This window comes from Massilia sp. ZL223, from assembly GCF_018119395.1.
Classification (GTDB): Bacteria; Pseudomonadota; Gammaproteobacteria; order Burkholderiales; family Burkholderiaceae_D; genus Telluria.
This window is the reverse complement of the sequence record NZ_JAGPWD010000013.1, coordinates 67,331-86,924: the sequence shown is the minus strand read 5'-3', so window position 1 is coordinate 86,924 and position 19,594 is coordinate 67,331. Positions and strand designations below refer to the sequence as shown.

At 64.8% G+C, this 19,594-nt stretch carries 19 protein-coding genes; 12 read left to right on the top strand and 7 right to left on the bottom strand.

From position 1 onward, the window contains the following. Window positions 1-110 precede the first annotated feature (110 nt). From flgB to KBW95_RS10715, 12 genes are all read left to right on the top strand, one after another. A complete protein-coding gene (gene flgB / locus KBW95_RS10770; protein ID WP_211526635.1) occupies window positions 111-470 on the top strand; it encodes a flagellar basal body rod protein FlgB in 360 nt (119 codons plus the stop codon). A 14-nt stretch (window positions 471-484) separates the two neighbouring features. After that, on the top strand, window positions 485-889 hold the full coding sequence (gene flgC, locus KBW95_RS10765; RefSeq protein WP_211528235.1) for a flagellar basal body rod protein FlgC: 405 nt from the start codon (window positions 485-487) through the stop codon (window positions 887-889). A gap of 2 nt (window positions 890-891) precedes the next feature. After that, window positions 892-1,593 (top strand): flagellar hook capping FlgD N-terminal domain-containing protein, encoded by a 702-nt coding sequence (locus KBW95_RS10760; RefSeq protein ID WP_211526637.1) that lies wholly within the window; start codon window positions 892-894, stop codon window positions 1,591-1,593. A gap of 23 nt (window positions 1,594-1,616) precedes the next feature. After that, window positions 1,617-2,807 (top strand): flagellar hook protein FlgE, encoded by a 1,191-nt coding sequence (locus tag KBW95_RS10755; RefSeq protein WP_211526638.1) that lies wholly within the window; start codon window positions 1,617-1,619, stop codon window positions 2,805-2,807. A 16-nt stretch (window positions 2,808-2,823) separates the two neighbouring features. Continuing rightward, window positions 2,824-3,549, top strand: a complete 726-nt coding sequence (locus tag KBW95_RS10750; protein WP_211528234.1) for a flagellar basal body rod protein FlgF — start codon at window positions 2,824-2,826, stop codon at window positions 3,547-3,549. Between the two features lie 32 nt (window positions 3,550-3,581). Further along, window positions 3,582-4,367 (top strand): flagellar basal-body rod protein FlgG, encoded by a 786-nt coding sequence (flgG, locus tag KBW95_RS10745; RefSeq protein ID WP_211526640.1) that lies wholly within the window; start codon window positions 3,582-3,584, stop codon window positions 4,365-4,367. After that, complete coding sequence (flgH, locus tag KBW95_RS10740; protein ID WP_211526641.1) at window positions 4,368-5,024, top strand: flagellar basal body L-ring protein FlgH; 657 nt, start codon at window positions 4,368-4,370, stop codon at window positions 5,022-5,024. It begins immediately after the preceding gene. 7 nt (window positions 5,025-5,031) lie between these two features. Next, entirely contained in the window at window positions 5,032-6,162 is a 1,131-nt protein-coding gene (locus tag KBW95_RS10735; RefSeq protein ID WP_229429677.1) for a flagellar basal body P-ring protein FlgI, read from the top strand. Beyond that, window positions 6,162-6,491: a rod-binding protein gene (locus tag KBW95_RS10730; RefSeq protein WP_211528233.1), complete on the top strand. Its 330-nt coding sequence runs from the start codon at window positions 6,162-6,164 to the stop codon at window positions 6,489-6,491. Before KBW95_RS10735 ends, KBW95_RS10730 begins: the two co-directional genes overlap by 1 nt. Before the next feature lie 96 nt (window positions 6,492-6,587). After that, the gene (gene flgK / locus KBW95_RS10725) at window positions 6,588-7,961 is read left to right on the top strand and encodes a flagellar hook-associated protein FlgK (protein ID WP_211528232.1); all 1,374 of its coding nucleotides are present in this window, start codon (window positions 6,588-6,590) and stop codon (window positions 7,959-7,961) included. A 10-nt stretch (window positions 7,962-7,971) separates the two neighbouring features. Beyond that, window positions 7,972-8,883 carry a flagellar hook-associated protein FlgL gene (gene flgL, locus KBW95_RS10720; protein WP_211528231.1) on the top strand — a complete coding sequence of 304 codons (912 nt, stop codon included), beginning with the start codon at window positions 7,972-7,974 and terminating at the stop codon, window positions 8,881-8,883. Window positions 8,884-8,885: 2 nt separating this feature from the next. Further along, a complete protein-coding gene (locus KBW95_RS10715) occupies window positions 8,886-9,917 on the top strand; it encodes a hypothetical protein (protein WP_211526646.1) in 1,032 nt (343 codons plus the stop codon). A gap of 78 nt (window positions 9,918-9,995) precedes the next feature. On the opposite strand, the gene KBW95_RS10710 is transcribed toward KBW95_RS10715, so the two are convergent. The 7 genes from KBW95_RS10710 to rimP all read right to left on the bottom strand — a co-directional run bounded on the left by KBW95_RS10710 (window position 9,996) and on the right by rimP (window position 19,407). Continuing rightward, window positions 9,996-10,523, bottom strand: coding sequence for a porin family protein (locus KBW95_RS10710; protein WP_211526647.1), 528 nt, complete (start codon window positions 10,521-10,523; stop codon window positions 9,996-9,998). Between the two features lie 253 nt (window positions 10,524-10,776). Continuing rightward, entirely contained in the window at window positions 10,777-12,615 is a 1,839-nt protein-coding gene (gene typA, locus KBW95_RS10705) for a translational GTPase TypA (RefSeq protein WP_211526648.1), read from the bottom strand. A gap of 207 nt (window positions 12,616-12,822) precedes the next feature. Next, window positions 12,823-13,749, bottom strand: coding sequence for a tRNA pseudouridine(55) synthase TruB (gene truB / locus KBW95_RS10700; RefSeq protein ID WP_211526649.1), 927 nt, complete (start codon window positions 13,747-13,749; stop codon window positions 12,823-12,825). Continuing rightward, on the bottom strand, window positions 13,746-14,162 hold the full coding sequence (gene rbfA / locus KBW95_RS10695) for a 30S ribosome-binding factor RbfA (RefSeq protein ID WP_211528230.1): 417 nt from the start codon (window positions 14,160-14,162) through the stop codon (window positions 13,746-13,748). Before rbfA ends, truB begins: the two co-directional genes overlap by 4 nt. Window positions 14,163-14,463: 301 nt before the next feature. Further along, window positions 14,464-17,310 (bottom strand): translation initiation factor IF-2, encoded by a 2,847-nt coding sequence (gene infB / locus KBW95_RS10690; RefSeq protein WP_211528229.1) that lies wholly within the window; start codon window positions 17,308-17,310, stop codon window positions 14,464-14,466. A 46-nt stretch (window positions 17,311-17,356) separates the two neighbouring features. Next, entirely contained in the window at window positions 17,357-18,922 is a 1,566-nt protein-coding gene (gene nusA, locus KBW95_RS10685) for a transcription termination factor NusA (protein WP_211526652.1), read from the bottom strand. Continuing rightward, entirely contained in the window at window positions 18,919-19,407 is a 489-nt protein-coding gene (rimP, locus tag KBW95_RS10680; RefSeq protein ID WP_211526653.1) for a ribosome maturation factor RimP, read from the bottom strand. The genes nusA and rimP overlap by 4 nt, the downstream gene beginning before the upstream one ends. Window positions 19,408-19,594: the final 187 nt, after the last annotated feature.

Here is a 19,594-nt window from a genome sequence, read left to right as displayed (position 1 = left end):
AAAGACAGGTTACAATGATTAGGGTTGCCCTATGGAAAGCAATCATTAGAAAATGTGTCCTGCGAAAAATCACATTGTAAATCACTGCAGTATTCCGACGAAGGATCGCCATGACGATTAATTTCAAAGACGCCCTCGGGGTGCACGCCGACGCGCTGCAGCTGCGCGCGGAACGTACCCGCGTGCTGGCCTCGAACATCGCCAACGAAAGCACGCCCGGCTACACCGCGCGCGACATCGACTTCGCCCAGGCACTGCAGGAGCGCATCGACCAGGAAGCCGGCGAGCCGACCCTGTCGGAAGACGGTCCGCTGTACCGCGTGCCCTTCCACCCCAGCGCCGACGGCAACAGCGTCGAGATCGGCGTCGAGCAGGCCGCGTTTTCGCAGAACGCATCCGATTTCCAGACCAGCCTCACCTTCATCAACATGAAGCTGCGCGGCCTGGCCAAGGCCATCGACGGCCAATAAACAGGATACGCATCATGGGTTTCAAGGATATCTCCAACATCGCCGGTTCGGCCATGGCCGCCCAGACCGTGCGCCTTAACACGATCGCCAGCAACCTGGCCAACGCCAACGCCGTCGCCGGCTCCGAGACCGAGGCCTACCGTGCGCGCAAGCCGGTGTTCGCGGCCATGGTCGGCGAGGAAGGCGTGGCGCGCGTCCAGGTGCTGGACGTGGTGCAGTCGGCCGAGCCGCTGCGCAAGATGCACGAGCCGGACAATCCCCTGGCCGACGCCGACGGCAATGTGTTCTATGCCAACGTCAACGAAGTGGCCGAGATGGCGGACATGATGGCCGCCTCGCGCGCCTTCGAGACCAATGTCGAAGTGATGAGCCGCATCAAGTCAATGCAGGCCTCGCTGCTCAAGCTGGGCGAGAGCTGATCATGGCCACGACCACCAATACCACCAACGGCGCCAACGCCTTCGGGTTCAACAACAACACCCAGGCCAGCGACAAGGTCAAGACCAGCGTCGAGGTCAGCGAGAACAAGGACATGTTCACCAAGCTGCTGGTCGCGCAGATCCGCAACCAGGACCCGCTGGCCCCGTCCGATCCGAGCCAGTTCGTCAACCAGCTGTCGCAGCTGTCCCAGACCGAGGCCCTGCAGAACCTGGCCCAGACCACCAGCGCCAGCGCCAGCATGCTGCAAAGCCTGCAGACCCTGGCCATGGGCGGCCAGGTCGGTTCCGAGGTGTCGGTCTCGGCCAGCCGCGTGCGCCTGGGCGAAGACAAGATTTCCGGCAGCATCCAGCTGGGCGGGATCAGCAGCCTGAGCCACGTCGTCCTGACCGGCGTCGACGGCCAGCAGCACCGCATCGAACTGCCGGCCCACGCCAGCGGCGCGCAAGCCTTCACCATCGACCCGGTCGCGCTGGGCCTGGCGCCGGGCAACTACAGCATTTCGGCGGAAGCCTCGGACGGCACCAAGCCGGCCGTGGAGATCACCGGCCGCCTGGACAGCGTGCGCATGTCCGCGGGCGGCATCCTGCTGCAGGTGGCCGGCATCGGCGACGTCGATCCCGCGATGATCACTGGTTTCAAAGGCAAGCCGTCTGCCCAGGTGGCGGCACATTCCGACAACTAAGCGGACAACGAAAAGGATTCCCCATGAGCTTCAATATCGCCCTCTCCGGCATCCAGGCCATCAACGAGCAGCTGGAAGCGGTCTCCAACAACATCGCCAACGCCGGCACCTACGGCTTCAAGGCCAGCCGCGCCAACTTCTCGTCGGTCTACGCCGGCGAGCAGGCCAACGGCGTCGAGGTGTCCTCGCTGACCCAGAACATCGGCCAGAACGGCAGCCTGCAAACCACCGGCCGCGGCATGGACGCCGCGATCCAGGGCCGCGGCTTCTTCACCACCCGCGACGCCCAGGGCGTGATGAACTACACCCGCGTCGGCATCTTCGCAGCCGACAAGGAAGGCTTCCTGGTCGACGCCACCGGCAAGAAGGTCCAGGGCTACGGCAAGACCGTGGGCGGCGTGCTCGGCACCATGGGCGACGTCCAGATCCCGACCGGCCAGATCCCGGCCGTGGCCAGCACCGAAGTGTCCTACGTCGGCAACCTGTCGGCCGACTGGCAAGTCCCGACCGTGACCCCGTTCGACGCCACCAACCCGTCCAGCTACAACATGGTCAAGCAGTCGGTGGTGTTCGACTCGCTCGGCACCCAGCACACCGTGTCGCAGTACTTCGTCAAGGCCGCCGCGCCGGCCAACACCGTCAACGTGCACTACGCCTTCGACGGCGGCGCCCCGACCGGCACCACCAAGGCCCTGACCTTCAGCGCCACCGGCCAGCTGCCGGCCGGCACCACCCAGGCCCTGACCCTGACCCCGACCAACGGCGCCAACCCGATCGCCTTCGACATCGAATACGACGGCACCACCATGTTCGCCGGCGAAGCCACCACCACCACCAACCGCAGCGACGGCTATGCCTCGGGCAGCTTCGTGGGCGTGGAACTGGCCGAAGACGGCTCGGTCGTCGCCAAGTACAGCAACGAACAGCAGCAGGTGGTCGGCACCCTGGCGATCGCCACCTTCCCGGACGAAGGCGCGCTGGCCTCGATCAGCGACACCGCCTGGGTCGCCAACAATTCCTCCGGCGCGCCGCTGTACAGCACCCCGGGCGTGGGCCTGGCAGGCAAGCTGTCCAAGGGCACCCTGGAAGGCTCGAACGTGGACATCACCTCGGAACTGGTGGGCCTGATGACCTCGCAGCGTAACTACCAGGCGAACTCGAAGGTCATCACCGCCGAGAACCAGATGATGCAAGCCCTGATGCAGGCGCTGTAAGCGAGCAAAGAAGCGCATGGACAAACTGATCTTCACCGCCGTCAGCGGCGCCGAGCGTACGATGCGCGCCCAGCAGGTGCGCGCCAACAACCTCGCCAACGCCGACACGCCGGGCTTCCGCGCCAACATCGAGCTGGCTTCGCAGCTGGGCCTGAAAGGCGTCGGCTACGACGACGTGCACCTGTCCACGATGGAAGCGGACGCCGTCTCGACCCGCGCCGGCGCGGTGCGCGAGACCGGCCGCTCGCTCGACGTGGCCATCAACGGCAACGGCTACCTGGCCGTGCAGTGGGGCGAGGGCGAAGCCTATACCCGCGCCGGCGCCATCGACATCGACGCCACCGGCGCGCTGTCGGTGCAGGGCCGTCCGCTGCTGGGCGAAGGCGGGCAGATCACCCTGCCCCCGCACACCGCGGTCGACATCGCCGTCGACGGCACGATCTCGGTGATGCCGGAAGGCGGCACCACGATGCAAGTGGTGGACCGCCTGCGCCTGGTGAGCGCGGAGGGGGCCGAACTGACCAAGAACGAGGCGGGCCTGATTGTCTCGCGCGGCGGCGACCCGCTGCCGGCCGACCCAAATGTCTCCGTGCGCGGCCGCGCGCTGGAAGGCAGCAACGTGTCGGCGGTCGAAGAGATGGTGGCGGTGATGAGCCTGAACCGTTCTTTCGAGATGCAGATGAAGCTGTTCAAGGCCAGCGACAGCATGAACGAAGCGGGTAACCGCCTCATCGGCGGCTAAGTCCGTCCTACTGAATTAATAAGGGAGCAAGCATGAATCCAGCAATGTGGATCAGCAAGACCGGCGTGCAGGCGCAAGACGCCAAGCTGCAGGCGATCGCCAACAACCTGGCGAACGTCAACACCGTCGGCTTCAAGCGCGACCGCGTCGTGTTCGAAGACCTGTTCTACCAGGTCGACTCGCAGCCGGGCGCCCAGAACGCCGACAACACCGTGTCGAACGGCGTGCAGCTCGGTAATGGCACCCGCGTGGTCGGCACCCAGAAGGTGTTCACCAACGGTAACCTGCAGACCACCAGCCAGCCGCTGGACGTCGCCATTTCCGGCGCCGGCTTCCTGCAGGTGCGCCGTCCGAACGGCGAGCCGGGCTACACCCGCGCCGGCCAGCTCCAGGTCGACGCCAACGGCACCCTGACCAACGCCCAGGGCCTGCCCCTGGTGCCGCAGATCACCGTGCCGGCCAACGCCACCGCCATCACCATCGGCGAAAACGGCATGGTCTCGGCCACCATCCCGGGCCAGGCCGCACCGACCGAACTCGGCCAGCTGACCCTGACCTCCTTCGTCAACCCGGCCGGCCTGCTGGCCCTGGGCGACAACCTGTTCCAGGAAACCGCGGCCAGCGGCACCCCGAACGAAGGCCGTCCGGGCGACGCCGCTTTCGGCAAGCTCAAGCAGGGCGCGCTGGAAGGCTCGAACGTCCAGGTGGTCGAAGAGATGGTGGACATGATCGCCGCCCAGCGCACCTACGAGATGAACACCAAGGTGCTGTCGGCGGCCGACAACATGCTGCAATACCTCGCAGGGGCTGCACGCTAAATGAAATACCTGACTGCGGCGCTGTGCGCCTTCTTGCTGGCCGGCTGCGCATCGCGCGCACCGGTCGCGGCGACGACGAACGACGACGACCTGGTGCCGATGCAGCGCATGGCGTCGCGTGGCGGCGTGTCCGGCGGCGTGTTCACGGGTGATGCCGTGCCGCTGACCTCGGACAGCCGCGCCTACCGCGTGGGCGACGCGGTCACTGTTATCTTGCAGGAAACCACCCAGGCGAGCAAGCGCGCCGGGACCAGCTTCTCCAAAGGCTCCTCGGTCGGCGTGAGCCCGCTCGGCGCCCTCGGCAAGACCTTCGGCAAGACCGGCATCGACATCGCCGCCGACCGCAGCTTCGAAGGCGACGCCACCAGCACCCAGCAGAACGCCCTGTCCGGCGCACTGACCGTGATCGTGCAGGAAGTGCTGCCGAACGGCCTCCTGCGCGTGGCCGGCGAAAAGAACCTGACCCTGAACCAGGGCGAGGAATTCGTGCGCCTGAAAGGCTATGTGCGCGCCGCCGACATCGACGCCGACAACCAGGTGTCCTCGCTGCGCGTGGCCAACGCCCGCATCGCCTACTCGGCCAAGGGCGCGCTTGCCGACGCCAACACGCCGGGCTGGCTGACCCGTTTCTTCACCAGCCCCCTGATGCCTTTCTAAGGAAGCCATGATTCGCTTGTTTAACGCAGGCCGCATTTCCGGCGCCTTTGCTGGCATCATCGCGGCGTTCGCTTTCTCCGCAGCCCTCCCCGCACAAGGCGCGCAGGCGCTGCGCAACCTGGTCAGCGTCGAAGGCGTGCGCGAAAACCCGCTGGTCGGCTACGGCCTCGTGGTCGGCCTGAACGGCAGCGGCGACTCGACCCAGGTCAAGTACGCCAGCCAGTCCGTGGTCAACATGCTCAAGCAGTTCGGCGTCAAGCTGCCGGAAGGCGAAGACGCCAAGAACAAGAACGTGGCCGCCGTCATGGTCTCGGCCGTGTTCCCGCCGGGCTACCGCCGCGGCCAGGCGATCGACGTCACCGTCTCCTCGCTGGGCGACGCCAAGAGCCTGCGCGGCGGCACCCTGCTGCTGACGCAGCTGCGCGCGGCCGACAACGAAGTCTATGCGCTGGCCCAGGGCAACCTGGTGGTCGGCGGCCTGAACGCCACGGGGAAAAGCGGCTCGTCGGTCACCGTCAACACCCCGACCACCGGCCGCATCCCGAACGGCGCCATGATCGAGCGCGAGATCGCGACCGACTTCGCGACCCGCCCGCAAATCATGCTGCGCCTGCGCCAGCCGCATTTCGAGACCGCCACCAACGTGGTCGAGGCGATCAACAAGAAGTACGGCCCGATCGCCACCACCGCCGACGGCACCAGCGTGGAAGTCATCGCGCCGGAAAATCCGACCGAGCGCGTGGCCTTCATGGCCAAGCTGAACAATTTGCCGATCGATGCCGGCGTCGAAGTGCCGAAGGTCGTGTTCAACTCGCGCACCGGCACCGTGGTCATCGCCGACGGCCTGCGCGTGAAAGCCGCCGCCGTCACCCACGGCTCGCTCAAGGTGATCATTTCGGAAAGCTCGCGCGTGTCCCAGCCGGGCCCCTTGTCGCGCGGCCAGACCGCCGTGACCCCGGAATCCAAACTCTCCGTCGACCAGGGCTCGGGCCAGATGTTCCGCTGGCCGGCCGGCGCCAAGCTGCAGACCATCATCGACGTGGTCAACAGCCTGGGCGCCTCGCCCGACGACATCATGGCGATCCTGCAAGCCCTGGACCAGGCAGGCGCGATCGAAGGCGAACTGGTGGTGATCTGATGCGCATCGACGGACAACAGCCCATTCCCCTGAACCCGAAGGACGCGGCGCCGGTGGCGCCCGCCGCCGACCAGCCCGACCCGGCATATGTTGCCAAGGCAACCAAGGCCTCGGTCGAGTTCGAGCGCTTCTTCGTGTCCAACATGCTCAAGCAGATGCGCTCCTCGACCCGCGAAATGGCCGGCGAGGACAGCGTGTTCAAGGACCGCGTCAACCAGGACATGCAGGACATGGCCGACGACCTGCTGGCCGGCCACCTGGCCGGACAGCGCGCCTTCGGCATCGCCGACGCCATCCTGCGCCAGCTGGTGCCCAACAAGAAAGCCTGAGCGCCCGGGCCGGAAAAACTTCGGCTCCGCTCCACTTAATATCCGGCAGGAAACGGTCGCCTTACATGGTTAACTGCCTCCAGGACGAATAGCACCATGACGATCATCAATAACGCACTCTCTGGCGCGCTCGCCGCCCAGGTTGCCATTTCCGCCAGCAGCCAGAACATCGCGAACCTGCAGACCAAGGGTTATACGCGCCAGGGCGCGCTCCTGACCGCCGTCGGTCCGGACGCGAGCGGCCGTTCGGCGGGCAACGGGGTGCAGGTGAATTCCCTGCTGCGCTTCTCGGACAACTACAAGAGCCAGGCGATGTGGCGCGCGGCCTCGGAACAGGGCGTGTACTCGCAGAGCCAGCCCTACCTGACGCAGCTGGAAAGCGTCATGAGCGACGAGGACGCCAGCATCTCGGCCGGCATCGACAAATTCTTCCAGGCGCTGAACGCGGTCGCCGGCGATCCGGGCTCGACGCCGCTGCGCCAGCAGGTGCTGACCTCGGCCGGCCTGATGGCCGAGCGCTTCAACGGCCTGAACAACGTCTTCAACGCCCAGCTTAACTCCGTGCGCCAGCAGCGCAGCGCGATCGTCGACTCGGCCAACGCCCAGATCGCCACCATCGCGCGCCTGAACCAGCAGATCATCGAAACCCGCGCGACCGGCGCCTCGGTGTCGGCCCTGATCGACACCCGCGACCAGGCCATCGACGACCTGGCCGGCAAGATGGCGCTGGAAGTGCAGGACAATCCCGACGGCAGCCGCGACATCTCGCTCAAGTCCGGCCAGGCGCTGGTGCTGGGCAGCATGCACGGCAGCCTGAGCGCGGCCGCCACCGCCACCTCGCCCCAGGAATTCCGCCTCGAGTTCGCCGGCACCAGCTACGTCCTGGACGCCAACAAGATGGGCGGCCAGCTAGGCGGCCTGGCGCAGTACGAAACCAATACCCTGCTCAAGCTGCAGGCCGACACCGCGGAACTGGCCCGGCAAGTGGCCAACCGCATCAACACCCAGCTCTCGTCCGGCTTCCAGCCGAACGGCGCCGTCGGACGTGCGTTACTGGTCTATACCCCGGGCAGCGGTTCCGACATGCTGAAAGTAGCCTCCGGATTCAAGGCCGAAGAGCTGGCCTTTTCCGCTGATGGCCAGCCGGGCGATACCCGTAATCTGCAGCAGCTGGTGGCGATCCGGAACCAGTCGGTCACCCTGCCCAACCTGGGCACGATGCTGCTGAGCGACGCCGACACCCAGATCGTGGCCAAGCTGGCCGTGGACAGCCAGCTCAACAAGGCCGCGCTGAAGACCTCCTCGACCGTGCGCACCCAGGCAGTCGACGACTGGCAGTCGACCAGCGGCGTGAACCAGGACGAGGAAGCGGTCAACCTCGTGGAGTACCAGAACATGTATCAGGCGAACATGAAAGTGATTTCGGTCGCCAATGCGCTCTTCGACGCCACCCTGGCGATGATGGGTTAAAGGACAAGCCATGCGTATCGCGACTACCCAATACCAATCGACGATGAACCAGTCGCTCCAGACGAACCAGGAGCGCATCTCTACCCTGACCCAGCAAATGGCCACGGGCAAGCGCATCCTCGTGCCCTCGGACGACCCGGTCGCCAGCGTGCGCGTGTCGCGCCTTAACCGCGAAGAAGCGACCGTTCAGCAATACCGCGACAACATCAACACGCTCAAGCTGCGCCTGACCAAGTCCGAAGGCTACCTGAGCAACATGAGCAACGAGATGATCAGCGGCCGTGACCTGATGGTCTGGGCCTTGGACGGCGGCAACGCGCCGGACGACCTGAAGGCAATGATCAGCCCGCTAACCAGCCTGCGCGACAGCCTGTTCTTCAACGCCAACACCATCGACCAGGAAGGCAACTACCTGTTCTCCGGCACCGCCACGAAAACCGCGGCAATGCGCTTCGACCCCCTCCAGCCGGTCGGTTCGCGCTACGTTTTCCAGGGCAACACCAATCCGCAGAGCGTGGTGGTAGGCAACGGCATCACCCAGAGTTCGAACGAGAACCTGGACGGCCTCGAGCAGCTGCTGAATCACCTCGACAAGACCATCGAGGCCTTGAGCCTGCCTACCGCATCGGCCAACAATCCTTCCACCCGGGGCATCCTCACCGCCAGCCTCGACGGCTTCGACGCCGCGCTCCGGCTGGTCTCGGGCAAGGTGGCCACAATGGGTGGTGTCCAAAACGTGATCGCCAACCTGGACGCCAACCACGCTAATATCAGCCTGTCGAACAAGATGGCGATGACCGATATCGGCCAGCTCGACATGGGCGAGGCCGCGACCGAGCTGAACGGTTATTCGACCGCGCTCCAGGCCACCTACAAAGCGTATAGCCGTATCGGTACGATGTCCCTGTTCGCGGTCCTCTGATCATGGAAGCTACCCTGCGTCCGGCCAACAACCTGGCCCCAGCCAACAACACCAGCGCCACCTCCGGCAGCACCGGCGCCCAGAGCACCGCTGCGACCGGCCGCGCCACCGCGGTGCGTCCGGCGGATCCCGACAGCCGCCTGGTCACCCGCACCCCGGCCAGCCCGGCGCCGCTCAAGCGCGGCATCGACTGGAACCAGAACCTGCAAAGCGAAGTCGCGCGCGCGCAACAAGCGCTCGACTACCTGGAACGCGTGGCCAGCCAGCTGGAAGCGCTCAAGTCCGAGCTCTCGGCCAAGCTGTCCGGCCGCAGCAATCCGGCGCGCCAGATCGAAGCGCGCGCGCGCCAGCTCGGCAACACCCTGGATGCGCGCCGCAACCAGGGCGGCGGCGGCATCGACGCCGACCTCGACTTCAACGACGGCCAGCCGGCCGTGAAGCGCTTCCGCATCAAGGGCATGGACCTCGCCTCGCTGAAGGCCGGCGGCCCGCAGACCCTGGGCTTTTCGGTCGGCAGCGCCGGCGGTCCGCAGCTGGCCGCGAGCATCGAGCCGGGCATGACGCCGGAAGAGATCGCCCAGCGCCTGGACCGCGCCCTGTCGCCGGTCAAGGTCCGCGTCGGCCTGGACAACCAGGGTGAATTGATCTTCAGCACCAACGAGTCCGAGTGGAACGGGGTCAAGGACAGCATCGCCGTGACCGGCCGCGGCCGCGTCGACACGGTCGAGGAAGAACCCCTGCTGGCGCCCCAGGACTGGGAACTCGGCAATGCGGACGCCCTGCGCCAGAGCCTGCGCGAAGTGGTGCTGGCGCTGGCGCGCGTGCGCCGCTCGCAAGAGGCGGCCTCGGCCGCCCTGTCGGCGGCCATGGCGCGCACCTCGCAGCCGGAAGTCCCGAACGACGCCCTGGCCATGGTCTCGGGCGACTTCGCCGCCAGCGCCGCCGGCCACGACTATGCTTCGCTGCTGGCCATTACCTCGGCCCTGACCGGCGTCAACCGCGAAAGAGTGCAGGCCCTGCTCGGCCTGCGCTGATTCTCTCCCAATAAAAAAGCTCCCCCCGCGCTGGCGCGCGGCGGGAGCTTTTCATTGCTGGGGGTGGCGAACCGAAGCTTAGAAGCCGTAGTTCACGCCCACGCTCCAGACGTCGGCCTTGGCGCCGACATCCTTGTCCTTGCCATAACGCTCGTACTCGGCGACCAGGGCGGTGTTCTGGTTCAGCTTGTACTGCATGCCCACGCCGGCGTAGAGGCCGCTGTCCTTGTCCTTGAAGTTGCCCACGGTGGTGTTCAGCTTGCGCTCGCTGTGCTGCACGCCCAGCTTGCCGTAGGCCGACACTTGCTCGTTCACCGGCATGGTGTATTTGGCGGCGACGTAGGTGCCGTAGCCTTCGGTGCTGCCGTTGACGCCGGCGCGCTGGAAGTCGGTCTTGTGGAAGTTGGTCACGCCGGCTTCCACGCCCAGCTTCTCGTCGAAGTTGTAACCGGCGAACAGCTTGCCGTCGGCCTTGTGCGCGTCGACGGTCTGGTTCTTGGCGGTCACGGCCGAGGCGCCGACGTAGGCGCTGCCAGGGGTGTTCTGGGCTTGGGCGGCAGTCATGGCGGTGGCGCCGGCGATCAGGGCGATAATCAGCTTCTTCATAATATTTCCTTCCATTTGTATTGCAACTGTTGCGCAATTCACAGTAAATCGCGTTATGGTCAAGATAGCAGCTAGTTGCTTTTAGAACAGTCGCAAACTCGTAAGAACTGTAACAAAATGAAAGTAAGTGACTATTTAGTCAGATATGTACGTGAACTTACAGACCATTGACATACAGATGTGCGAAGTAGACGCTGATAATGAAAAAGCCCGCTGCATGCAGCGGGCTTTTTGCTTCGCGAGCCTGGAAGGCTTATGCGCCTTCGCGGCTGGCCTTCTTGCGCTCGTGCTCTTTCAGGAAGCGCTTGCGCAGGCGGATCGATTTCGGCGTGATCTCGACCAGTTCGTCGTCCTCGATGAACTCGACGGCGTATTCCAGCGACATCTGGATCGGCGGCACCAGGCGCACGGCTTCGTCGGTACCCGACGAACGCACGTTGGTCAGCTGCTTGCCCTTGATCGGGTTGACGACCAGGTCGTTGTCGCGCGAGTGGATGCCGATGATCATGCCTTCGTAGACCGGGGTGTTGTGCTCGACGAACATGCGGCCGCGATCCTGCAGCTTCCAGATCGCGTAGGCAACGGCGGCGCCGTCGTCCTGCGAGATCAGCACGCCGTTGCGGCGGCCGGCAAGGTCGCCCTTGGTGTTGTCGACCGGTGCGTATTCGTGGAACACGTGGCTCATCAGGCCGGTGCCGCGGGTCAGGGTCATGAACTCGCCCTGGAAGCCGATCAGGCCACGGGCCGGGATCAGGTACTCGAGGCGGACACGGCCCTTGCCGTCCGATTCCATGTTCTGCAGGTCGCCACGGCGGCGGCCCAGTTCTTCCATCACCCCGCCCTGGTTCACTTCTTCCACGTCGACGGTCAGGTTCTCGTACGGCTCGCACTTGACGCCGTCGATCTCCTTGAACACCACGCGCGGACGGGACACGGCCAGCTCGAAGCCTTCGCGGCGCATGTTTTCCAGCAGAATGGTCAGGTGCAGCTCGCCACGGCCCGAGACTTCGAAGATGGTGTCGTCGTCGGTCGGCAGCACGCGCAGCGCCACGTTGGCCTTGAGTTCGCGCTCCAGGCGCTCACGCAGCTGGCGGCTGGTGACGAACTTGCCTTCGCGGCCGGCCAGCGGCGAGGTGTTGACCATGAAGTTCATGGTCAGGGTCGGCTCGTCGACGGTCAGCATCGGCAGCGCTTCCGGGGTGTCCACGGCGGTCACGGTCACGCCGATGCCGATGTCCTCGATACCGTTGATCAGCACGATGTCGCCGGCGACGGCTTCTTCCACCTGCACGCGCTCCAGGCCCTTGAAGTTCAGCACCTGGTTGATGCGGCCCTTGATCGGGTTCTTGTCGTCCTGGCCGTTCACGACCAGCACGTCCATGCCCGGCTTGACGCGGCCGCGGTTGATGCGGCCGATGCCGATCTTGCCCACGTAGGACGAGTAATCCAGCGAGGTGATCTGCATCTGCAGCGGGCCGTCCGGGTTGTCGTCACGCACCGGCACGTATTTCAGGATCGCGTCGAACAGCGGCTTCATGTCGCCGCCGCGCACGCTTTCGTCCATGCCGGCGTAGCCGTTCAGGCCCGAGGCGTAAACGATCGGGAAGTCCAGCTGCTCGTCGGTGGCGCCCAGCTTGTCGAACAGTTCGAAGGTCTGGTTGATCGCCCAGTCGGCGCGCGCGCCCGGACGGTCGATCTTGTTGACGACCACGATCGGCTTCAGGCCCAGGGCCAGCGCCTTGCGGGTCACGAAGCGGGTCTGCGGCATCGGGCCTTCCTGGGCGTCGACCAGCAGCAGCACCGAGTCCACCATCGACAGCACGCGCTCGACCTCGCCGCCGAAGTCGGCGTGGCCCGGGGTGTCGACGATGTTGATGTGGGTGCCTTCGTACTCGACCGCGCAGTTCTTCGACAGAATCGTAATGCCGCGTTCCTTCTCGAGGTCGTTCGAGTCCATCACGCGGGTGTCGACCGCCTGGTTTTCACGGAAGGTGCCCGACTGACGCAGCAGCTGGTCCACGAGCGTGGTCTTGCCGTGGTCAACGTGGGCGATGATTGCGATATTACGAATCGCGCGTTTGGTGTTTGACATGTGTTCTCGAGAAGTTGCGTGTTGTACGAAAGTGTACGAGTGCTGCCGATTACTGAAACCGACTAGTATAGCACGGATCCAGGCTCTTCTAAATGGAGCGCCGGAAAAACCGTGGAATTTCAAGAGCTTGCCGGGCTGTCTATCCGTGTTGACAGACAGGGCCCGGCTCAGCATGGCCGCCCTTTGTGACGGCCTGATGACTTCGGTTTATGCCGCCTGGGCGGTGGAGATCAGGCGTTCCGGGGCCAGGATGGCGTATTCCCCCAGCTGCCCCGTGCCCAGCAGGCGGCCGTCGTGGTAGACGCGCACCCTGCCCTGCTCCTCCGGCACCGCGACCGCTTCCTTGCCCAGCGCCAGGCGCTGGCCCTGCAGGAAGCGCTTGGCCAGCTCGGGCGTGAGCTCGAGCGCCGGGAAAGTCGACAGCAGCGCATCGACCGGCTTCAGGAGCGACATCGGGTCCGGATGGGCCAGCAGGTCCTCGAGCGTGATCATGTCCTGGCCGGCCAGGCTGCCGACTTCCACGCGGCGCAGCGCGTTCAGGTGGGCGCCGCAGCCGAGCGCGGCGCCGATGTCTTCGCCCAGCACGCGCACATAGGTTCCCTTGCTGCAAGTCACCAGGATCTTCAGGAAAGGCGCCGTGTACTCGACCAGGGCCAGGCCGTGGATCGTCACCGGGCGCGCGTCGCGCTCCAGGGTGATGCCTTCGCGCGCGTACTCGTACAGCGCCTTGCCGTCGCGCTTGAGCGCGGAATACATGGGCGGCACTTGCAGGATGGGACCGCGGAAACGCGCCAGCACGGCCTCGATCTGCTCGACCGTGGCCTCCACCGGCAATTGCTCGACCACCTCGCCTTCGGTGTCGCCGGTGGTGGTCATGATGCCCAGGTGCACCGTCGCTTCATAAGTCTTGTCGGCTTCCAGCAAGTCCTGGGAGAACTTGGTGGCTTCGCCGAAGCACAGCGGCAGGAGGCCGGTGGCGAAGGGATCGAGCGTGCCGGTGTGGCCGGCCTTCTTGGCGTTGAGGACACGCTTGGCCTTGATCAGGGCGTCGTTGGACGACAGGCCGACCGGCTTGTCGAGCAGGAGGACGCCGTCGACCAGGTCGCGCGGCTTCTTGACGGGGCGGGAGTTCACTCTGCGTCCGCGTCTTCGTCGCGGTCCGCCGGTGCGGAATCGGCGGCGCGGGTGGCGTTGGCCTTCTCGATCAGCGCCGACATGGCCAGGCCGCGCGAGGTCGAGGTGTCGTGCACGAAGTGCAGCTGCGGCAAGGTGTGGATGTGCAGGCGCTTGCCGAGCTGGTTGCGCAGGTAGCCGGCGGCCTTGCTCAGGCCTTCCAGGGTCTGCTTGACCTCTTCCGGGCTGTCCTTGAGCAGGGTGAAGTAGACCTTGGCGTGGGCGTAGTCGGGGGTCAGCTGGACTTCGCTCAGGGTGACCATGCCGACGCGCGGATCCTTCAGTTCGAAGGCGATCAGTTCCGACAGGTCCTTCTGGATCTGGTCGGCAACGCGCAGGCCGCGCGAGGGGATGCTTTTGCTGTGTTTTGCCATGATGTTGCTTGTGTGTGTTGTTCTTGTGGTGTTCTGCTGGAGCTGTAGAGCGCTTCTTCCTCACCCCGCAGCTTTAGCACGTCATCCCGGCGAAGGCCGGGATCCAAGTTTGCTCGCGTACCAATATGTTTGAAGCTAATGGCAGCGCAATGAGCTTGGGTTCCGGCCTTCGCCGGAACGACGGTCTCTGGGACGAAGGTGTACGCGTACGGCGGGAGCCTGGCGCCCTAAAAACAAGGGCCAGGCCCCCGCAGCATTCGCCGCGAAGCGCCCTGGCCCCATGGTACGCCAAGTGCGTAAATTACAGCGTACGCGCCACTTCCTGGACTTCGAACACTTCCAGGGTGTCGCCAACCTGGATGTCGTTGTAGTTCTTGAGCGACAGACCGCACTCGAGACCGGCACGGACTTCCTTCGCGTCATCCTTGAAGCGCTTGAGCGAGTCGATCTCGCCGGTCCACACGACGATGTTGTTGCGCAGCAGGCGGACCGAGGAGGTACGCTTGACCACGCCATCGGTGACCAGGCAGCCCGCGATCGCGCCGACCTTCGACACCAGGATGACCTGGCGAATCTCGACCTGACCGGTGACGTGCTCGCGCTTCTCCGGCGCCAGCATGCCCGACAGTGCCGTCTTGATCTCGTCAATCGCATCGTAAATGATGCTGTAGTAACGGATGTCGACGCCGTTGGCTTCGGCCAGCTTGCGCGCCTGTGCATCGGCACGGGCGTTGAAGCCGATGATGACCGCCTTCGAGGCCACCGCCAGGTTGACGTCCGACTCGCTGATGCCGCCGACCGCCGCGTGGACGATCTGGACGCGCACTTCCGAGGTCGACAGCTTCTGCAGCGAACCGACCAGCGCTTCCTGCGAACCCTGCACGTCGGTCTTGACGATCAGCGGCAGGTTCTTGACTTCGCCTTCGGCCATCTGGTCGAACATGTTCTCCAGCTTGGCGGCCTGCTGCTTGGCCAGTTTCACGTCGCGGAACTTACCTTGACGGAACAGGGCGATCTCGCGCGCCTTGCGCTCGTCCGCCATGACCATGGCTTCTTCGCCGGCGCTCGGCACTTCGGTCAGGCCCTGGATCTCGACCGGAATCGACGGACCCGCTTCCGAGACCGACTTGCCGTTCTCGTCCAGCATCGCACGGACGCGGCCGAAGGACGAACCCGCCAGCACGACGTCGCCGCGTTTCAGGGTGCCCGACTGCACCAGGATCGTCGCCACAGGACCACGGCCCTTGTCGAGGCGGGCTTCGACCACCAGGCCGCGCGCCGGCGCTTCGACCGGCGCGGTCAGTTCCAGCACCTCGGCCTGCAGCAGCACTTGCTCCAGCAGGTCGTCGATACCCGTACCGACCTTCGCCGACACCGGGACGAACGGCGAATCGCCGCCGTATTCTTCCGGCACCACGCCTTCGGCCACCAGTTCCTGGGTGACGCGGTCGGGGTTGGCGCCCTGCTTGTCGATCTTGTTGATCGCCACCACCAGCGGCACGCCGGCCGCTTTCGCGTGGGCGATCGCTTCCTTGGTCTGCGGCATCACGCCGTCGTCCGCCGCCACCACCAGGATGACGATGTCGGTCGCTTTCGCGCCGCGGGCACGCATCGCCGTGAAGGCCTCGTGACCCGGGGTATCCAGGAAGGTGACCATGCCGCGCGGGGTGTCCACGTGGTAGGCGCCGATGTGCTGGGTAATGCCGCCGGCTTCGCCCGCGGCGACCTTGGCGCGGCGGATGTAGTCCAGCAGCGAGGTCTTGCCGTGGTCGACGTGGCCCATGACGGTCACGACCGGCGCACGTGGCTTGGCCTCGAACTCGGTGTGCTCGCCCTGGTCGGCCAGCAGCGCTTCCGGATCGTCCACGGCCGCGGCGAAGGCCTTGTGGCCCATTTCCTCGACCACGATCATCGCGGTTTCCTGGTCCAGCACCTGGTTGATGGTGCACATCTGGCCCAGCTTCATCAGCTGCTTGATGACTTCCGACGCCTTCACCGACATCTTGTGCGCCAGTTCGGCCACGGTGATGGTTTCAGGCACGTGCACGTCCTTCACGATCGCCTCGGTCGGCGCCTGGAAGTTCGATTCGCGGTCGTCGCCATGGCCACGGCGTCCGCCGCGGCCGCCACTGCGCCAGCCGTCGCGTCCGCCGGCGCCCGCGCCGGCGCCGCCGCGCGTCTTCACGCTCGGGCCGCCGCGCTTCTTGGCGTCGTCCGACCAGGTCGACGACACATTGGCCGACTTGATCGATTTCTTGTCGCCCGGCTTCTTGTCGCCCGGCTTGGCTTCGGCCGGCTTCTTGTCCGCAGGCTTGTGCAGGGTGCCGGTCGCGGCCGGAGCGGCTGCCGGAGCAGCCGGCTTGACCGGTTCCGGCGCCTTGATCACGCGGCGCGGCTGGCTCATCATGAGCTTGATCTGGGCCACTTCGTCGGCCACGGCCTTGCGTGCGCGCTCGGTGGCGGCAGCGCGCTCGGCGGCTTCCTTGGCAGCCTCTTCGGCGCGCTTCTTGGCTTCGTCGGCGTCGCGCTTGGCTTTTTCGTCAGCTGCGGCGGAGTCCGCCTTGGCGGCGCCGGCGCTGGCCTGGGCTGCGGCAGCAGCGGCCTGGGCGGCGGCTTCACGCTTGGCCTGCTCGGCCGCTTCGCGCTTGGCCTGCTCTTCCGCAGCCTTGGCCTGGGCCGCCTCTTCGGCTTCCAGCTTGGCCAGGCGCTCCTGCTTCTCGCGCAGGTCGGCTTCCTGGCGCGCGATCAGCTCTTGCTGGCGGCGCGCCTCTTCCTCGCGACGCGCCTGCTCGGCGGCGTCGATCACCGGCGCGGCTGGCGCCGCCGGCTTGGTGGTGACCAGGTCGTCACGCTGCACGAAGGTACGCTTCTTGCGAACTTCGACCTGGATGGTGCGCGATTTGCCCGATGCGTCAGCCTGCTTGATCTCGGTGGTTTCCTTGCGGGTGACCGTGATCTTTTTCTTTTCACCGGTTTCGCCTGCGCCATGGGTACGGCGCAGGTGGTTCAGCAGCTTGTCCTTATCATCTTTCGACAATGGATCTGACGTCGAACTTTTCTCGACGCCGGCCGAGCGCAGCTGCGTCAGCAGCAGGTCTGCAGGCATCTTCAGTTCGGTGGCAAATTGGGCTACGTTGTTACTCGCCATTCAGTCCTCTTTTCTTTGTGTCGCTGAGATGATAAAGATTTGCAAATTATGCCTTGGCCGTTTCTGCCAGGCTCCAGGCCTTCGCCTGCAGCGCCTTGGCGCGGTCATCATATTTGCTGTCGACCAGCTTCATCTCGTCGTCGGTCACATCATTGAATTCGTTGTTGATCAGGTCACGGGCACGGTCCGACGACAGCGCCAGGATGGCGCCGAATTCGTCATAGGCGAGTGCCGCGAAGGCTTCGACCGTCTTGATGCCAGCCAGGCCGAGCTTGCCGGCGGTGGTACGGTCCATGCCTTCCAGGTTGACCAGGGCTTCTTCCATGCCCTCGAGGCCTTCCTCGGAAGCGATCGCTTCGGTCACCAGCGCATCGCGGGCGCGAGTACGCAGTTCGTTGACGGTGTCTTCGTCGAACGATTCGATTTCCAGCATTTCGGAGATCGGGACGTAAGCGATTTCTTCAAGGCTCGAGAAGCCCTCTTCCACCAGGATGTCGGCCACTTCCTGGTCGACGTCCAGCTTTTCCATGAACAGCACGCGGATCGCGGCGGTTTCCTGGGCCACCTTGTTGGCCGATTCCTCGGCCGTCATGATGTTGATCTTCCAGCCGGTCAGCTCGGAGGCCAGGCGCACGTTCTGGCCCGAACGGCCGATCGCGATCGCCAGGTTTTCTTCGTCGACCACCACGTCCATGGCGTGCTTTTCCTCGTCGACCATGATCGACGAGACGTTCGCCGGCGCCAGCGCGCCGATGACGAACTGGGCCGGATCGTCCGACCACAGCACGATGTCCACGCGCTCGCCGCCCAGCTCGCCGGTCACGGCCTGCACGCGCGAACCGCGCATGCCGACGCAGGTCCCGATCGGGTCGATGCGCTTGTCGGCAGTGTAGACCGCGATCTTGGCGCGGACACCGGCGTCACGTGCGGCCGATTTGATCTGCAGCAGGCCTTGTTCGATTTCCGGCACTTCCAGCTCGAACAGCTTCATGATGAATTCCGGCGCGGTGCGCGACAGGATCACCTGCGGGCCGCGCATATTGCGGTCCACGCGCAGGATGTAGGCGCGGACGCGGTCGCCGATGCGCAGGTTTTCCTTCGGGATCATCTGGTCGCGCGGCAGGCGCGCTTCGATCTTGCCCGATTCCACGATGGCATCGCCGCGCTCCATGCGCTTGATGGTGCCGGTCACGAGCGAGTCGCCGCGCTCCAGGAAGTCTTGCAGGATCTGTTCGCGCTCGGCGTCGCGCACGCGCTGCAGGACCACCTGCTTGGTGTCCTGGGCGAAGCGGCGGCCGAACTCGACCGACTCGATCGGTTCTTCGATGTATTCGTCGACTTCGATGTCCGGAATCTGTTCCTTGGCTTCGAAGTGCAGGATTTCCTGGTCGGGCAGCTGCAGGCCGGCTTCGTCGGGAACGACGTGCCAGCGGCGGAAAGTCTCGAATTCGCCGGTGTCGCGGTCGATCGACACGCGAATGTCGACGTCGCCTTCGTAGCGTTTTTTCGTGGCTTGCGCCAGTGCGAACTCAAGCGCTCCGAAAACGACTTCCTTGTCGACGTTCTTTTCGCGCGCGAGCGCATCCACCAGTAACAAAATTTCGCGACTCATGCTTTGCGACTCCTAAAATCCACCTGCGGCACCAGACGTGCCTTGTCCAATTCGGCCAGCGTAAATTCCAACAACGCCGAACCATCTTTATTTTCAAATTCCAAACCGACCTTGTCGCCTTCGACGCCGCGCAGGATGCCCGTGAAGGTCTTGCGATTGGCGGTGCCGGGCATCGGAGTGCGCAGCTTGACCGTGCATTCATGTCCCGCGAAGCGCGCAAAGTCGGCCAGCGTACGCACCGGGCGATCGAGGCCCGGCGACGAAATTTCCAAACGTTCGTAATCGACGTTCTCGACGGTGAGCACGTGCGACAACTGGTGGCTGACCGTGGCGCAGTCCTCGACCGTGATCGGGCCCTTCTCTTCCACGACGTCAGCCGGAAAATCGATATACACGCGCAGGATCCCGCGCTCGCCCCGTTCCACGTCAACGAGTTCGTAGCCGAGGCCACTGACTGTCTTGGCGATTAATTCAAACTGCTGCACGGCACTTCTCCAGGGCTTTAAAACGATTTACCAAAAAAAAAATGGGCATCTGCCCATCTTTTTGTATTCACAACCCAACCAGATGAAAGCACTTGCACCAAGAACATAAATGGGAAGAACTTTGATTAGGGAGCAAATTATAACGCTTTCCAGCTTCTCTCGCAATCGCCCCTGCCAAAATGATCAG

What these genes read in the sequence shown, in the direction of transcription:
- flgB (WP_211526635.1), top strand. Translation starts at nt 111, where the DNA reads ATGACGATTAATTTCAAAGACGCCCTCGGGGTGCACGCCGACGCGCTG.
- flgC (WP_211528235.1), top strand. Translation starts at nt 485, where the DNA reads ATGGGTTTCAAGGATATCTCCAACATCGCCGGTTCGGCCATGGCCGCC.
- KBW95_RS10760 (WP_211526637.1), top strand. Translation starts at nt 892, where the DNA reads ATGGCCACGACCACCAATACCACCAACGGCGCCAACGCCTTCGGGTTC.
- KBW95_RS10755 (WP_211526638.1), top strand. Translation starts at nt 1,617, where the DNA reads ATGAGCTTCAATATCGCCCTCTCCGGCATCCAGGCCATCAACGAGCAG.
- KBW95_RS10750 (WP_211528234.1), top strand. Translation starts at nt 2,824, where the DNA reads ATGGACAAACTGATCTTCACCGCCGTCAGCGGCGCCGAGCGTACGATG.
- flgG (WP_211526640.1), top strand. Translation starts at nt 3,582, where the DNA reads ATGAATCCAGCAATGTGGATCAGCAAGACCGGCGTGCAGGCGCAAGAC.
- flgH (WP_211526641.1), top strand. Translation starts at nt 4,368, where the DNA reads ATGAAATACCTGACTGCGGCGCTGTGCGCCTTCTTGCTGGCCGGCTGC.
- KBW95_RS10735 (WP_229429677.1), top strand. Translation starts at nt 5,032, where the DNA reads ATGATTCGCTTGTTTAACGCAGGCCGCATTTCCGGCGCCTTTGCTGGC.
- KBW95_RS10730 (WP_211528233.1), top strand. Translation starts at nt 6,162, where the DNA reads ATGCGCATCGACGGACAACAGCCCATTCCCCTGAACCCGAAGGACGCG.
- flgK (WP_211528232.1), top strand. Translation starts at nt 6,588, where the DNA reads ATGACGATCATCAATAACGCACTCTCTGGCGCGCTCGCCGCCCAGGTT.
- flgL (WP_211528231.1), top strand. Translation starts at nt 7,972, where the DNA reads ATGCGTATCGCGACTACCCAATACCAATCGACGATGAACCAGTCGCTC.
- KBW95_RS10715 (WP_211526646.1), top strand. Translation starts at nt 8,886, where the DNA reads ATGGAAGCTACCCTGCGTCCGGCCAACAACCTGGCCCCAGCCAACAAC.
- KBW95_RS10710 (WP_211526647.1), bottom strand. Translation starts at nt 10,523, where the DNA reads ATGAAGAAGCTGATTATCGCCCTGATCGCCGGCGCCACCGCCATGACT.
- typA (WP_211526648.1), bottom strand. Translation starts at nt 12,615, where the DNA reads ATGTCAAACACCAAACGCGCGATTCGTAATATCGCAATCATCGCCCAC.
- rbfA (WP_211528230.1), bottom strand. Translation starts at nt 14,162, where the DNA reads ATGGCAAAACACAGCAAAAGCATCCCCTCGCGCGGCCTGCGCGTTGCC.
- infB (WP_211528229.1), bottom strand. Translation starts at nt 17,310, where the DNA reads ATGGCGAGTAACAACGTAGCCCAATTTGCCACCGAACTGAAGATGCCT.
- nusA (WP_211526652.1), bottom strand. Translation starts at nt 18,922, where the DNA reads ATGAGTCGCGAAATTTTGTTACTGGTGGATGCGCTCGCGCGCGAAAAG.